The organism is Variovorax sp. P1_H12_2, assembly GCF_056405335.1.
Genome location: NZ_JBFUCI010000128.1, coordinates 1 through 14,559 on the forward strand (window position 1 = coordinate 1; position 14,559 = coordinate 14,559).

17 protein-coding genes are annotated in these 14,559 nt (G+C 68.6%); 15 read left to right on the plus strand and 2 right to left on the minus strand.

All coding sequences use genetic code 11. From position 1 onward, the window contains the following. The coding region (locus tag AC1D2K_RS14970; protein WP_478089636.1) for a FadR/GntR family transcriptional regulator at positions 1-164 on the minus strand (164 nt) is incomplete at its 3' end. A gap of 141 nt (positions 165-305) precedes the next feature. Here AC1D2K_RS14970 and AC1D2K_RS14975 point away from each other — a divergent pair. The 8 genes from AC1D2K_RS14975 to AC1D2K_RS15010 all read left to right on the plus strand — a co-directional run bounded on the left by AC1D2K_RS14975 (position 306) and on the right by AC1D2K_RS15010 (position 6,795). Further along, positions 306-1,040: an SDR family oxidoreductase gene (locus AC1D2K_RS14975; protein WP_478089620.1), complete on the plus strand. Its 735-nt coding sequence runs from the start codon at positions 306-308 to the stop codon at positions 1,038-1,040. Next, the gene (locus AC1D2K_RS14980; protein ID WP_478089621.1) at positions 1,037-1,783 is read left to right on the plus strand and encodes an SDR family NAD(P)-dependent oxidoreductase; all 747 of its coding nucleotides are present in this window, start codon (positions 1,037-1,039) and stop codon (positions 1,781-1,783) included. Before AC1D2K_RS14975 ends, AC1D2K_RS14980 begins: the two co-directional genes overlap by 4 nt. Before the next feature lie 18 nt (positions 1,784-1,801). After that, positions 1,802-2,653 (plus strand): fumarylacetoacetate hydrolase family protein, encoded by an 852-nt coding sequence (locus tag AC1D2K_RS14985; protein WP_478089622.1) that lies wholly within the window; start codon positions 1,802-1,804, stop codon positions 2,651-2,653. A 19-nt stretch (positions 2,654-2,672) separates the two neighbouring features. Further along, on the plus strand, positions 2,673-3,356 hold the full coding sequence (locus AC1D2K_RS14990) for an amino acid ABC transporter permease (RefSeq protein WP_478089623.1): 684 nt from the start codon (positions 2,673-2,675) through the stop codon (positions 3,354-3,356). After that, positions 3,353-4,000: an amino acid ABC transporter permease gene (locus tag AC1D2K_RS14995; protein WP_478089624.1), complete on the plus strand. Its 648-nt coding sequence runs from the start codon at positions 3,353-3,355 to the stop codon at positions 3,998-4,000. Before AC1D2K_RS14990 ends, AC1D2K_RS14995 begins: the two co-directional genes overlap by 4 nt. Further along, positions 3,984-4,712, plus strand: coding sequence for an amino acid ABC transporter ATP-binding protein (locus AC1D2K_RS15000; protein WP_478089625.1), 729 nt, complete (start codon positions 3,984-3,986; stop codon positions 4,710-4,712). Before AC1D2K_RS14995 ends, AC1D2K_RS15000 begins: the two co-directional genes overlap by 17 nt. A gap of 54 nt (positions 4,713-4,766) precedes the next feature. Beyond that, positions 4,767-5,585 (plus strand): transporter substrate-binding domain-containing protein, encoded by an 819-nt coding sequence (locus AC1D2K_RS15005; protein ID WP_478089626.1) that lies wholly within the window; start codon positions 4,767-4,769, stop codon positions 5,583-5,585. Between the two features lie 106 nt (positions 5,586-5,691). After that, positions 5,692-6,795 carry a mandelate racemase/muconate lactonizing enzyme family protein gene (locus AC1D2K_RS15010; RefSeq protein ID WP_478089627.1) on the plus strand — a complete coding sequence of 368 codons (1,104 nt, stop codon included), beginning with the start codon at positions 5,692-5,694 and terminating at the stop codon, positions 6,793-6,795. A 94-nt stretch (positions 6,796-6,889) separates the two neighbouring features. On the opposite strand, the gene AC1D2K_RS15015 is transcribed toward AC1D2K_RS15010, so the two are convergent. Continuing rightward, positions 6,890-7,696, minus strand: coding sequence for a PaaX family transcriptional regulator (locus AC1D2K_RS15015; RefSeq protein WP_478089628.1), 807 nt, complete (start codon positions 7,694-7,696; stop codon positions 6,890-6,892). 74 nt (positions 7,697-7,770) lie between these two features. Between AC1D2K_RS15015 and AC1D2K_RS15020 the strand changes: the two genes are divergently transcribed. From AC1D2K_RS15020 to AC1D2K_RS15050, 7 genes are all read left to right on the plus strand, one after another. Next, complete coding sequence (locus tag AC1D2K_RS15020; protein WP_478089629.1) at positions 7,771-8,553, plus strand: crotonase/enoyl-CoA hydratase family protein; 783 nt, start codon at positions 7,771-7,773, stop codon at positions 8,551-8,553. Between the two features lie 10 nt (positions 8,554-8,563). Continuing rightward, positions 8,564-10,114 (plus strand): AMP-binding protein, encoded by a 1,551-nt coding sequence (locus AC1D2K_RS15025; protein WP_478089630.1) that lies wholly within the window; start codon positions 8,564-8,566, stop codon positions 10,112-10,114. 84 nt (positions 10,115-10,198) lie between these two features. Further along, a complete protein-coding gene (locus AC1D2K_RS15030) occupies positions 10,199-11,407 on the plus strand; it encodes an ABC transporter substrate-binding protein (RefSeq protein WP_478089631.1) in 1,209 nt (402 codons plus the stop codon). Next, positions 11,404-12,201: an ABC transporter ATP-binding protein gene (locus tag AC1D2K_RS15035; RefSeq protein WP_478089632.1), complete on the plus strand. Its 798-nt coding sequence runs from the start codon at positions 11,404-11,406 to the stop codon at positions 12,199-12,201. Before AC1D2K_RS15030 ends, AC1D2K_RS15035 begins: the two co-directional genes overlap by 4 nt. Beyond that, positions 12,185-12,901 (plus strand): ABC transporter ATP-binding protein, encoded by a 717-nt coding sequence (locus tag AC1D2K_RS15040; protein WP_478089633.1) that lies wholly within the window; start codon positions 12,185-12,187, stop codon positions 12,899-12,901. The genes AC1D2K_RS15035 and AC1D2K_RS15040 overlap by 17 nt, the downstream gene beginning before the upstream one ends. A 21-nt stretch (positions 12,902-12,922) precedes the next feature. Next, entirely contained in the window at positions 12,923-13,795 is an 873-nt protein-coding gene (locus tag AC1D2K_RS15045; RefSeq protein WP_478089634.1) for a branched-chain amino acid ABC transporter permease, read from the plus strand. Between the two features lie 2 nt (positions 13,796-13,797). Next, positions 13,798-14,559, plus strand: a 762-nt coding sequence (locus tag AC1D2K_RS15050; protein ID WP_478089635.1) for a branched-chain amino acid ABC transporter permease, incomplete at its 3' end; no start/stop codon positions are given.

Sequence of the window (14,559 nt, forward strand, 5' to 3'; positions counted from 1 at the left end):
CCTCCCTCGCGCACCGAGGGTCGGCTGACGCCCAGTTGCTTGGCCAGGTCGCGCTCCGCGGGCAGGCGCGCGCCCACGGCGAATTCGCCCTTCGCGATCAGCGTGCGCAACTGGTCGGCGATCTGGCGGTAGAGGCGCTTGGGTTCGAGGGTCTGCAGCGGCACAGGAGTTTCGAAAGTTTAAGGGTTGTCCTTAATTGGACAAGTGGTAAGGCCAATTCAGAATACGGTCCGCACCGCTTCGCGGCCATCGGGCGAAACCCTGAACGCCCCGGCGCGCCGAATACATCATCACAAGGACATTCCATGCGACTCCAAGGAAAGACGGCGCTCGTCACCGCCGCCGGGCAAGGAATCGGCTACGCCAGCGCGATCGCACTCGCGGCCGAAGGCGCCCAGGTCTGGGCCACCGACGTGAACGAGACGCTGCTCGAACGCTATGCCGGCGTCGCCAACGTCCGCACCGCGAAGCTCGACGTGCTCGACAAGGCCGCCATCGCGTCGTTCGTGAAGACGCTGCCGGCGCTCGACGTCCTCTTCAACTGCGCCGGCGTGGTGCACAACGGCACGGTGCTGGATGCCGGCGATGCCGATCTGGAGTTCGCCTTCCACCTCAACGTGCGGGCGCAGTTCTGGACCATCCAGGCCGTGCTGCCCGGCATGCTCGCCGCCGGGCGCGGCAGCATCATCAACATGGCCAGCGTCTGCTCGAGCATGAAGGGGCTGCCCAACCGCTTCGTGTACGGGACGACCAAGGCGGCCGTGCTCGGCCTCACCAAGAGCGTCGCCGCCGACTACGTGACCAAGGGCATCCGCTGCAATGCGGTGTGCCCCGGCACGGTCGACACGCCGTCGCTCGGCGACCGCATCAACGCCAATGCCGACCCTGACGAGGCCCGCAAGGCCTTCATTGCGCGCCAGCCCATGGGCAGGCTCGCCCGGGCCGAGGAGATCGCACCCGTGGTGGTGTTCCTCGCGAGCGACGAGTCGGTGTTCGCGACCGGGCAGGCTTTCACGGTCGACGGCGGCATCACGATATGAACCGGCTCGACTTCGCCGGCCGACACGCGGTGATCACCGGCGGCGCGACGGGCCTCGGCTTCGGCATCGCTCAGCGGCTGCTGGCGTCGGGCGGCAGCGTCACGGTCTGGGACCGCGACGGCGAGGCTGCCACCAAGGCTGCATGGGCGCTCGGTGCCAAGGCCTTTGCGCTCGCGGTCGACGTCAGCCAGCAGCCCTCGGTCGCGAAGGCCGTCGCCGCCACGCTGGCGCAGGCCGGCCGCATCGATGCGCTGGTCAACAGCGCCGGCATCACGGGCCCCAACATGCGGCTCTGGGACTATCCGGTGGATGCCTGGCGGCAGGTCATGGACGTCAACCTGACCGGCGTCTTCATCTGCTGCCGCGAAGTCGTGGGGCAGATGCGCGCGCAAGGCTACGGCCGCATCGTGAACATCGCCTCGGTGGCGGGCAAGGACGGCAACCCCAACGCCAGCGCCTACAGCGCCAGCAAGGCCGGCGTCATCGCGCTGACCAAGTCGCTGGGCAAGGAACTGGCCGACACCGGCATCCGCGTCAACTGCGTCACGCCGGCGGCAGTGAAGACCGCGATCTTCGACCAGATGACGCCGGACCACATCGCCTTCATGCTTTCGAAGATTCCGATGGGCCGCTTTGGTACGGTGGAAGAGGTGGCTGCGATGGTCGGTTGGCTCTGCACCGAAGATTGCTCGTTTTCCACCGGTGCGGTGTTCGACTTGTCGGGCGGCCGCTCCACCTATTGATCTGAAAGAAAGGACAACATGAAACTCGTTCGCTATGGCAATCCCGGCAAGGAAAAGCCCGGCCTGGTCGATGACCAAGGCAAGCTGCGCGACCTCAGCGCGGTGGTCCAGGACATCGGTCCCGACCAGCTGGGCGATGCGGTGCTCGCCAAGCTGCGCAAGCTCAAGGTCGACAAGCTGCCGCTGGTCCGTGGCAAGCCGCGTTTCGGCTGCCCGGTCGCCAACGTCGGCAAGTTCATCGCCATCGGCCTGAACTATGCCGACCACGCGGCGGAATCCGGCATGCCGATCCCCAAGGAGCCGGTGGTCTTCACCAAGGCCGTCAGCTGCATCCAGGGGCCGAACGACCCGGTCATGCTGCCGAAGAATTCGGTCAAGGGCGACTGGGAGGTCGAGCTCGGCGTGGTGATCGGCACCCGCGCGCGCTATGTCTCGCAAAAGAATGCACTCGACTACGTGGCGGGCTTCTGCGTCATCAACGACGTCAGCGAACGCGAGTGGCAGCTCGAGCGCGGCCTGACCTGGGACAAGGGCAAGGGCTTCGACACCTTCGGCCCGATCGGCCCCTGGCTGGTCACGCGCGACGAAGTGCCCAACCCGCAGAAGCTCGCGATGTGGCTCGACCTCAACGGCAAGCGGGTGCAGACCGGCAACACCCGGACGATGATCTTCAACGTCGCCAAGCTGGTGAGCTACGTCAGCCAGCTCAACACGCTGGAGCCCGGCGACATCATCACCACCGGCACGCCGCCCGGCGTGGGCATGGGCATGAAGCCGCAACCCGTGTTCCTGAAGAAGGGCGACGTGATGACCCTGGGCATCGAAGGCCTGGGCGAGCAGCGCCAGGACGTGGTCGCCTTCAAGCTCTGAAAACGCCCCCGGAACGACAGTGAAGTATCAGTTCGATTTCGCGTCCGTGCTGGCGCAATGGCCGTTGCTGCTCGAGGGCGCGTGGGTCACGGTGCAGCTGTCGTTCCTGTCGACCGTGATCGGCTTCGGGCTCGGCGCGCTCTGCGCGGTCGGACGCGGCAGCCGCCATGAATGGCTGCGCCGGCTGGTCGGCGTGTATGTGGAAGGGATCCGCAACACGCCGCTCTTGATCCAGAGCTACTTCCTGATCTTCGGCCTGTCGAGCGTGGGCGTGACGATGCCGATCATGGTCGGCGCCGTGCTGGCGCTGGTGATCAACATCGGTGCCTACACCTGCGAGATCATCCGCGCGGGCATCGAGTCGATCCACAAGGGCCAGCTTGAGGCCGCCGACTGCCTCGGCATGTCGAAGCTGCAGGTGTTCTGGCACGTGATCCTGCGGCCCGCGGTGGAGCGCGTCTATCCTTCGCTCACCAGCCAGTTCGTTCTGCTGATGCTGGCCTCGAGCATCATGTCCTCGATCGGTGCCGAGGAACTGCTCGGCATCGCCAACCGCATCCAGTCCGACACCTTCCGCAACTTCGAGATCTTCCTCGTGCTGTGGGCGGTGTACCTGGCCCTGTCGTACCTGATGCGGCTGGGTTTCTGGCTCCTCGGCCAGATCGTTTTCACGCGCCGGCGCAAGCTCGGCACGCCGCTATGACGCACGAACAACTCACCTACCTGCTGCTGGGCGCGATCGGCACGCTGGAGCTGTCGGTGCTGACCTTCATCGCCGGCGGGCTCGCCGGCCTCGCCGTGGCGCTGGCGCGGATCGCTTCGGTGCGCGCCGTGCGCGTGGCTGCGGGCGCCTACATCCAGGTGATCCAGGGTACGCCGCTGCTGGTCCTGATGGGCCTGTGCTTCTATGGGCCGAACATCCTCGGCATCGGCTCGGTCCCCGCGCTGGTCGCCGCGGCGCTGGCGATGACCCTCTATTCGAGCGCCTTCCTCGGCGAGATCTGGCGCGGCTGCATCCAGTCGGTGCACAAGAGCCAGTGGGAAGCGGCCGAGTGCATCGGCCTCACGCGCTGGCAGCGCATGGTCAAGGTGGTGCTGCCGCAGGCGCTGCGCATCGCCACGCCGCCGACCGTGGGCTTCATGGTCCAGATCATCAAGAACACCTCGATCRCGTCGCTGGTCATCGGCTTCGCCGAGCTCTCGTACAACGCCAAGGTGCTGAACAACTCGACCTTCCAGCCCTTCATCTATTTCGGTGGCGCGGCGCTGCTGTATTTCGCGATGTGCTATCCGCTGTCGCGCTGGAGCCGCGGGCTCGAAAGGAAACTCAATGCAAGCCGTGGTTGAACTCGACCAGGTCCACAAGCGATTCGGTGCGCTGCATGTGCTGCGCGGTGTCTCGTTCTCGGTCACCAAGGGCCAGGTGGTGGCCATCATCGGCAAGAGCGGCTCGGGAAAGAGCACGGCGCTGCGCTGCATCGACCGCCTCGAGAGCGTCGACAGCGGCCGCATCGATGTCTGCGGACACGCGGTGCACCATGCGGCGCTCGACGTGCGCGCGCTGCGCCGCGACGTCGGCATCGTGTTTCAGAGCTACAACCTGTTTCCCCACCTGACGGTGCTGCAGAACATCACGCTCGGCCTGACCTCGGTCAAGCGGATGAACGCGGCCGACGCGAAGGCCGTCGCGATGGAGGTGCTGGCACACGTCGGCCTGGCCGAGAAGGCCGCCGCCTATCCCGAGCAGCTCTCGGGTGGACAGCAGCAGCGGGTCGCGATCGCCCGCTCCCTCGCGATGAAGCCGCAGGTGATGCTGTTCGACGAGGTCACCTCGGCGCTCGACCCCGAGCTGACCGGCGAAGTGCTCAAGGTCATCGAGAAGCTCGCCGAAGAGGGCATGACCATGGTGCTGGTGACGCACGAAATGGCCTTTGCCCGCGGTGTCGCCGACAAGATCATCTTCATGCACCAGGGACAGGTCTGGGAGGAGGGCGATGCCTCGATGCTGGCCGATCCGAAGACGCCCGAACTGCGCCAGTTTCTCGGCAACGGTCTCTGAGCGGACCGCGCCTTCAACGCCTTTCTTCCCACGCAACCACAAGGATCAAGAGACATGAACCGCTTTCAACAACGCCGCCTTCACCTGCTGCTGTCGGGCCTGATGCTCGCCGGCTCGGCGCTCGGCTTCGGCATCACTGCCCACGCCGACCAGCTCGACAGCATCACCGCCGCCAAGAAGATCCGCGTCGCGATCGACCTCGGCGTGCCGCCCTACGGCATGAAGGACGACAAGCTCAACTCCACCGGTTCCGACGTCGAGACCGCGCAACTGCTCGCGAAGGACCTGGGGCTCGAACTCGAGATCGTGCCCACCACGGGCGCGAACCGCATCCCGTTCCTGCAGACCGACAAGGCCGACATCGTGATCTCCAGCCTGTCGATCACGCCCGAGCGCGAAAAGGTCGTCGACTTCTCGGTCCCCTACGCCGGCATCTCGGCGGTGGTGGGCGCGCCCAAGAGCATGAACATCAAGAGCGCGGCCGACCTGTCGGGCAAGAAGGTGATCGCCACGCGCAGCACGACCAATGACCAGGAAGTCACCAAGATCCTGCCGAAGGACGCGACCATCGTGCGCTTCGACGACGATGCGACCTCCATCACCGCGATCGTGAGCGGCCAGGCCGACATCTTCGCGACCGCGCCGCCGCTGCTCAAGGCCATCAACGACAAGAGCCCGGCCAAGCAGATGGAAACGAAGTTCGTGATGAAGGTCAACATGCTGGCCGTCGGCTTCCGCAAGGGCGAGGACAAGCTCAAGGCGAAGGTCGATGYCTGGGTGCGCACCAACCTCAAGAACGGCAAGCTCAACGCGATCTACAAGAAATTCCATGGTGCCGACCTGCCCGACGAGGTGACCAAGTCCGGAGCATGAACCCCCACGCTCGTCGCTGCGTGTACGCGCTGCCCCCCGAGGGGGGCGCAGTCCGCCCTTGGGGCGGCCCGGCGCGCGGACTGATCTCACGAATCCCCACATCACCATGACCAAGATCGACCAGGTCGAAATCGCGCAGATCGACATCGCGCCGAAGGTGCGGCGCACCGATGCCATCCAGTCCTTCGTCACGCAGGAGACCGTGCTGGTCACGCTGCGCTGCGACGACGGCTCCGCCGGCACCGGCTACACCTACACCATCGGCACCGGCGGCTCGTCGGTCGTGGCGCTGCTGCGCGACCATCTCGCGCCGCTGCTCATCGGCCGCGATCCTCAGAGCTACGAGGCGATCTGGCGCGACCTGTTCTTTCATACGCATGCCACCGCGGTCGGCCCCATCACCAGTCTCGCGCTGGCGGCGGTCGATACCGCGCTGTGGGACCGCAACTGCCGGGCTGCCGGCGTGCCGCTGTGGCGCATGGCGGGCGGCGCCAAGTCGCGCGTGCCGCTCTACACCACCGAGGGCGGCTGGCTGCACCTGGAGCCCGGTGATCTGGTCGAGCAGACGCTGGCGGCCAAGGCGGACGGTTTCCTTGGCGCCAAGATCAAGGTCGGCAAGCCGCATGTCGCGCAGGACATGGCGCGCTTGTCGGCCGTGCGCCATGCGGTCGGCGCGGACTTCGAACTGATGGTCGATGCCAACCAGAGCATGTCGCTGTCCGAGGCCATCCGCCGCGCGCGCCAGTATGCCGAGCTCGACCTGGCCTGGTTCGAGGAGCCGATGCCGGCCGAGCACGTGGCCGCGCATGCGCAACTGCTCGCCAGCACCAGCGTGCCGATCGCGGTCGGCGAGTCGATGTACCACCTGTCGCAGTTCGGCGAGTACATCCGGCAGGATGCATGTTCGATCGTGCAGGCCGACGTGGCGCGCGTCGGCGGCATCACGCCCTGGCTCAAGATCGCGCATCTGGCGGAGGCGCACAACCTCGCGATGTGCCCGCACTTCCTGATGGAGCTGCATGTGAGCCTGTGCGCGGCGGTGCCGAATTCGCGCTGGGTCGAGTACATCCCGCAGCTGGACGATCTGACGACCAGTCGCTTGCGCATCGAGGACGGGCATGCGCTGGCGCCCGAGACGCCAGGCATCGGCATCGAGTGGGATGCGGATCAGCTCAGGGCGCGGCGCAAGTTCGATCCGATCCTGATCTGAACGCCGGGACGGCTCAGTCCGCCGCCGGGCCGCCCCAAGGCGGACTGCGCCCCCTCGGGGGGCAGCGAGGACACGCAGTGCCGAGCGTGGAGGCTCAGCCCCCGAGCACGTCTCGCCAGATCCTGCGAGCCTGCGCCTGGTAGGCGCGGGTCGCCTCGATCAGCGCGCGACGCGGCCGTGCCGGCTGGATCGCCTCGGGCAGCAGCGGGTCGAGAACGATGCTTCGAATCACCGCGCGTCCCACCAGCAGCGTTTCACGCGCCGCGGCCTCGGGGGTCATGCGCGCCAGGCGCGCGCTGCTGCTGTCGATCAGCTTCAGTGCGCTGCCGTAGGCGGCCGACAGCGCGGGCACATCCCAGAGGCCCATCATCCGCGCGGCGGCATCGGCGTCGAAATCGCGGCCGGTGAAAACCAGACTGCCGGGCGCCATGCCGAGCCGGGCCAGCGCCGTCCGCATCGCGTCCGCACCGCCGTCGAGGTTGTCGGGTCGCACCGAGATGCCCGCTGCCAGCGCGCGGAAACCGTTCAGGTCCAGGGCGCGCAGATGGTGCCGCCAGGCGGTCTTGTCGCTGCGCAAGACCGCGCCGTCGTGCACCACCAGCCAGCCGCCCGACCAGGGCCCCATGCGGCTTTCCTTCTCGAACCAGTGCTGCACCTCGTAGTGCACCGAGTTGCCTTGCAGTTGCACGGCATAGCAGCCGCGCCCGGTCTTGACGATCCGGTCCTGGCCCAGCAGGCGCGTCAGCGCCACCCGCACGCTGGGCGTGCTGATCCCCATGATCTCGCCCGCGCGCGCGAGCGCCTGCACGGTCATGTGCGGCTCGGGATGGGTGATCAGCAGGTCGAGCACCAGATCCGCAGCCGAAGGTTCGCCTTCCTCAATGTTATGAAATATGTCCATTTAGGTGAAAACGAGTAATCTTTCTTGTTTCGGTGCGAATATCATTTTCGTTGAAATATCAAGGGAGCAACCGAGTGGCGAGTTCATTCATCCGGACCGAAGTCGACGGTCCAGTGTGCACGATCATCCTGGACCGTCCTGCCGTTCGGAATGCGGTCGACGGCCCGATGGCGGCCGAACTGCGCCAGGCCTTCGAAGCCTTCGAAGCCGACGACGCGCTGCGGGTGGCGGTGCTGTGGGGCGCCGGCGGCCACTTCTGCGCCGGCGCCGACCTCGGCGCCGTGGGCGACCCGGCCCGCCGCCATGAACTCGACCGCCAAGGCGGTGGCAGCGGCCCGATGGGGCCGAGCCGGATGGCGCTCGTCAAGCCCCTGATCGCTGCGGTCAGCGGCTATGCCGTGGCCGGCGGGCTCGAGCTCGCGTTGCTGGCCGACCTGCGGGTGGTCGAGCGCGATGCGGTGTTCGGCGTTTTCTGCCGCCGCTGGGGCGTGCCGCTGATCGACGGCGGCACGGTGCGGCTGCCGCGCACGGTCGGCATGGGCCGGGCGCTCGACATGATCCTGACCGGCCGGCCGGTCGGCGCCGAAGAGGCGCTGGCGATGGGCCTGGCCAGCCGCCTGGTCGAGCCGGGTGCCGCCCGCGAGGCCGCCGAGGCCCTGGCACGCGAGATCGCCGCCTTCCCGCAGCGCTGCATGCTGGCCGATCGCGCCTCGGCCTATGGGCAATGGGACCTGCCGCTGGCGCAGGCGCTGCGCGCCGAAGGCGCCCAGGGGGTGCCGGTGGTGTTCGAGGAAGCCGTGGCCGGTGCGGCGCGCTTCGTCGACGGCGCCGGCCGCCATGGCCGTTTCGACAAGTAGGACAGCGCGCATGGCCCCCACCACCCTGGACCTGATCCGCCGCGGCGCCGCCCAGCACGGACCCCGCACCGCCGTCAGCTTCGGCGACCGCAGCCTGAGCTTCACCGAGGTCGATGCGCTCAGCGCCCGCCTGGCCCATGCGCTGCGCGCCCGCGGCGCCGTGCCGGGCACGCGCGTCGCGCTGCTGGTCAACAACAGCATTTACAGCGTGCCGCTGGACTTTGCCTGCGTGAAGGCGGCGCTCAACCGCGTGCCGCTCAACGCCCGGCTCTCGCTGCCCGAACATGTGCGCATGTTGCAGGACACGGGCTGCCGCCTGCTGGTGTTCGGCGCCGACCTGGCCGAGCGCGCCGCCGCCCTGCGCGAGGCCCTGCCCGGCCTCGACTGCCACGGCCTCGATGCCAGCCTGCCCGGCGGTGCCGACCTGATCGCCGCGGCCGCCCAGCAGCCCAGCCGCGACCCCGCGGTGCAGGTGGCGGAGAGCGACGTCATCCTGACCCTCTTCACCTCCGGCACCACCGGCACGCTCAAGGCCGCCCAGCACACCCAGGGCTCCTATGCCGCGATCTGCCGCAACGTGCTGCTCAACCTGCTGCCCGCGACGCCCGACGACGTGATGCTGCATGCCGCGTCGCTGATCCACGCGAGCGGCGTCTTCGTGCTGCCCTTCTGGCTGCGCGGCGGCCGCACCGTGATCCTGCCGGGCTTCGAGCCCGAAGCCTTCCTGGCTGCGATCGAACGCGAGCGGGCCACCGCGGTCAACCTGGTGCCGACCATGCTGCAGATGCTGGTCGAGACGCCGGCGATGGCCCGCTGCAAGGTCGATGCGCTGCGCTACGTGATCTACGGCGCGTCGCCGATGCCGCGCACCGTGATCGAACGGGCGATGGCCGTCTGGGGCCAGCACCGCTTCTGGCAGTACTACGGCCAGACCGAGGCGCCTCTGTGCCTCGCGGTGCTGCGGCCGGAAGACCATCACGGCGATCGCCTCGGCGCCTGCGGCCAGCCCGCGCTCGAGGTCGAGCTGCGCCTGCTCGACGAGTCCGGGCAGGACGCGCCGCCCGGCCAGCCCGGCGAGATCGCGGTGCGCGCGCCCTCCGCGGTGGCCGGCTACCACGCCGCGCCAGAACTCACGGCGCAGACCTTCCGCGCCGACGGCTGGGTGCTCACGCGCGATGTCGGCGTGTTCGACGCGCACGGCTTCCTGTTTCTCAAGGACCGCACCTCCGACATGATCGTCAGCGGCGGCTACAACGTCTATCCGCGCGAGGTCGAGGAGGCGCTGCTGGCGCACCCCGCGGTGCGCGAATGCGCGGTGGTCGGTCTCCCCGACGAGAAGTGGGTCGAGGCGGTCGCCGCCGTGGTGGTGCTCGCGCCCGGCCACGCCGGCAGCGATGCGCTGGCCGCGGAACTGGTCGCGCACGTGGCGGCCCGGCTGGCGTCGTACAAGAAGCCGCGGCACGTGCGTTTCGCCGAGCAGATTCCGAAGACGGCGGTGGGCAAGCTCAACCGCCGCGCCCTGCGCGATCGCCTTCGCGCCGCATCCGATCCGCCGGCCTGACGCGCCGGCCGGTCAGCGCGGCACAAGAGACGGCAAAAGCCGTCCGCCGCGAACAGGTCTGTCACACCACCAGGGAGAGAAGACATGGAGATTCGCAACACCCGAAGGGCCGGCCGCTGGCTGGCCGTGGCCGCACTCGCAGCCGGCGCCCTCGGAGCGCAGGCCCAGAAGCGCTATGACGCCGGCGCCAGCGACACCACGATCCGGATCGGCAACACCATGCCGTATTCCGGGCCGGCGTCGGTCTACGGCACGGTCGGCAAGACCGCCTCCGCCTACTTCCGAAAGATCAACGCCGAAGGCGGCATCCATGGCCGCAGGATCGAGTTCATCTCGCTCGACGATGCCTACAGCCCGCCGGTGGCCGTGGAGCAGACGCGCAAGCTGGTCGAGCAGGAGAAAGTGCTGCTGATCTTCGGCCCGCTCGGCACGCCCAACAATGCCGCGACCCAGAAATACCTCAACCTCAAGAAGGTGCCGCAGCTCTTCGTGAGCTCGGGTGCTCAGCGCTGGGGCGACCATCGCCAGTATCCGTGGAGCATGGGCTGGAACCCCACCTACGTCACCGAAGGCCGTATCTATGCCAGGCAGATCCTGGCCAGCCAGCCCGGGGCCCGGGTGGCCGTGCTCTACCAGAACGACGAGTTCGGCAAGGACAGCCTGCGCGGCTTCCTCGAGGGGCTGGGCGACAAGGCGACATCGGTGGTGGTGGCCCAGGCCAGCTACGAGGCCAGCGACCCCACGGTGGACAGCCAGATCATCAGCCTCAAGAGCTCGGGCGCCGACACGCTGCTGAACTTCTCCCAATCCAAAGTCGCCGCGCAGGTCATCCCCAAGATGGCCGCGATCGGCTGGCAGCCCGCGCACTACCTGTCCAACGTGTCGAACTCGGTGGCCGCGGTGCTCAAGCCGGCCGGCCCCGAGCATGCGAAGGGCATCGTGTCCGCCACCTTCCTGCGCGACCCGAGCGATGGCCGCGAAAGCCCGGAGGTGCGCGACTTCGCCGCCTTCATGAAGCAGTACTACCCCGAGGGCGACGCGAGCGACATCCTCAACGTCACCGGCTACTCGATGGCGCAGACGCTGGTCCAGGTGCTGACCCAGGCCGGCGACGACCTGACCCGCGCCAACCTCATGAAGCAGGCCGCGAGCCTCGACATGGCGCTGCCGATGCTCTACCCGGGCATCCGCCTGAAGACCGGCCCCGGCAACTTCTATCCGATCACGCAGATGCAGCTGGTGCGCTTCGACGGCACCCGCTTCGAGAAATTCGGCGACGTGCTCGGCCAGTGAACACGACGTCGACCCGCGCGCCGCTGCTGCGCGTGGAGGGAGTGTCGGTGCGCTTCGGCGGCATCCTGGCACTCGACGACGTGTCCTTCAGCGTCGAAGCGGGGCAGATCTGCGGCCTGATCGGCCCCAACGGCGCCGGCAAGAGCACCGTCTTCAACTGCCTCTCGCGCATCTACGACTGCGGCGCGGGGGGCATCGAGTTCGACGGCCGGCGCATCTCGGAGCTGCCACGCCACCGGATGGCCGCCGAGGGCATCGGCCGGACCTTCCAGAACCTGGCGCTGTTCCGCAGCATGACCGTGCGCGAGAACCTGCTGGTCGGCGGCCACGGCCGGCACCCCGCGGGCTTCGCGGGAACGATGCTGCGGCTGCCCGGCGAGCGGCGCATGGAGCGCGAGGCGCAGGGCAGGGCGGACGGCATGCTGCGCTTCCTGGCGCTCGAGGAGGTCGCCGGCCGCGTCGTGGCCGACCTGCCCTTCGGCACCCAGAAGCGCGTCGAGCTCGGCCGCGCGCTCTGCGGCCGGCCGCGCCTGCTGCTGCTCGACGAGCCGGCCTGCGGGCTCAACCACCAGGAGCTCGAAGGCCTGGCCGCGCTGATCCGCGAGATCCGCGACCGGCTGGGCGTCACGGTGCTGCTGGTCGAGCACCACATGGGCCTGGTGATGGCGATCTCCGACCGGGTGGTGGTGCTGAACTTCGGCCGCAAGATCGCCGAGGGCACGCCGGCCGCGGTGCGGCAGCACCCGGAGGTGATCCAGGCCTACCTGGGAGGCGAGCATGCCGGCACTGCTTGAGGTGGAGGGCCTGCATGCCGCCTATGGCGCGAGCCGGGTGCTGCATGGCATCGACCTGGCGATGCGGGCCGGTTCGGTCACCGCGCTGCTGGGCGCCAACGGCGCCGGAAAGACCACGACCTTGCGCGCGCTGTGCCAGATGGGGGTGCGCACCACGGGCGCGATCCGCATCGGCGGCGAGCGCGCCGACGGCCGGCCGACCGAGCGGATCGTGCRGCTCGGCGTCGCCCACGTGCCCGATGGCCGCGGCACCTTCCTGGCGCTGAGCACCGAGGAGAACCTGCGCCTGGGCGCCTACCTGCGGCGCGACCGCGCGGGCATCGTGGAAGACTTCGAGCGGGTCTACAACTACTTCCCCCGGCTCAGGGAGCGCCGCGGCCAGCAGGCCGGCACCCTGTCCGGCGGCGAACAGCAGATGCTCGCGATCGGCCGGGCGCTGATGTCGCGGCCGCGCCTGCTGCTGCTCGACGAGCCGTCCTTCGGCCTCGCGCCGCTGATCGTGCGCGACATCTTCGAGATCATGCGGCGCATCAACGCGGAGCAGGGCGTCTCGATCCTGCTGGTCGAGCAGAACGCGGCGCTGGCGCTGGACATCGCCGACTCGGTCTACCTGATGGAGACCGGCCGCATCGTGCTGCACGGCACGCCGCAGGAGGTCCGCGCCGACGACGCGGTGCGCCGCGTCTACCTCGGTGGCTGAGCGAGAAGAACGGGAGACAGCATGGAAGCATTCCTGCATCAGCTGCTGGCCGGCCTGGCCACCGGCGGCATCTACGCCAGCGTCGCGCTGGCGCTGGTGATGATCTACCAGTCGACCCACCACGTGAACTTCGCGCAGGGCGAGATGGCGATGTTCTCCACCTGCCTGGGCTGGGCGATGCTGCAGGCCGGCTTGCCCTACTGGGCGATGTTCGCGCTGACCGTGGGCCTGTCCTTCGTGTTGGGCGCACTGGTCGAGCGGATCGTCATCCGCCCGCTGCGCGAGGCGCCGGTGCTGTCGGTGGTGGTCGTCTTCATCGGCCTCTTGATGATCTTCCACAGCCTGGCCGGCTGGTGGTTCGGCTTCACGATCAAGCGCTTCCCGAGCCCCTTTCCGGAGCGGGCCTGGTATGGCTCGGCGCTGATGTCCGCGCACGAGGTCGGGGCCATCGCCATCACGCTGGCGGTGATGGCGCTGCTCTTCGGGTTCTTCCGCTTCACCTCGCTGGGCCTCGCGATGCGGGCGGCGGCGCAGAACCCGGCGTCGTCGCGGCTGGTGGGCATCGACGTCGGGCGCATGCTGATGCTCGGCTGGGGCCTGGCCGGCGCGGTCGGCGCCGTGGCCGGCATGCTGGTGGCGCCGGTGGTCTTCCTCGATCCGGGCATGATGGGCGGCGTGCTGATCTACGCCTTCGCCGGCGCACTGGTCGGCGGCATCGACAGCCCGGCCGGCGCGGTGCTCGGCGGCTTCATCGTCGGCGTGCTGGAGAACCTGATCGGCAGCTACGTGGTGGGCACCGAACTCAAGCTCACGGTCGCGCTGGTGCTGATCGTCGGCGTGCTGATCGTGCGGCCGAGCGGACTGTTCGGCAAGACCATCGTGGTGAAGGTCTGACCATGAGCCTTTTTGAACGCACCGCTGCCGCGCTCTTGCTGGCGCTGGCCATCGCCTTTCCCTTCCTGGCCGAGGGCTACGCCGTGTTCCAGGCCACCATGGTGCTGTCGTACGCGGTGGCGCTGCTGGGGCTCAACATCGTGACCGGCTACAACGGGCAGGTCTCGCTCGGACACGGCGCCTTCTATGCCCTCGGGGCCTACGCGGCGGCGATCCTGATGGACCGCTACGGCATGCCGTACTGGGCGACGATCCCCGCCGCGGGGGCGGTCTGCCTGCTGGCCGGCATCCTGTTCGGCCTGCCGGCGCTGAAGCTCGAAGGCCTGTACCTGGCACTGGCCACCTTCGCGCTCGGCGTGGCGATGCCGCAGCTGCTGAAGTACAAGCACCTGGAGCCGTGGACCGGCGGCGTGCAGGGCCTGGTGCTGGCCAAGCCGGACGCGCCGTTCGGCCTCCCGCTCACGCAGGACCAGTGGCTCTACCTGTTCGCGCTGGCCGTGACGGTGGCGCTGTTCGCGCTGGCGCGCAACCTGCTGCACAGCGGGGTCGGCCGGGCGATCGTCGCGATCCGCGACCACCCCCTGGCGGCGCAGAGCACGGGCATCGACAACCGCCGCTACAAGGCCGGCGCCTTCGGCATCTCGGCGATGTACACCGGCATCGGCGGCGCCTTGTCGGCGATCGCGGTGCAGTTCGTCGCGCCCGATTCGTTCACGATGTTCCTGTCGATCTCGCTGCTGGTGGGCGTGGTGGTCGGCGGCGTG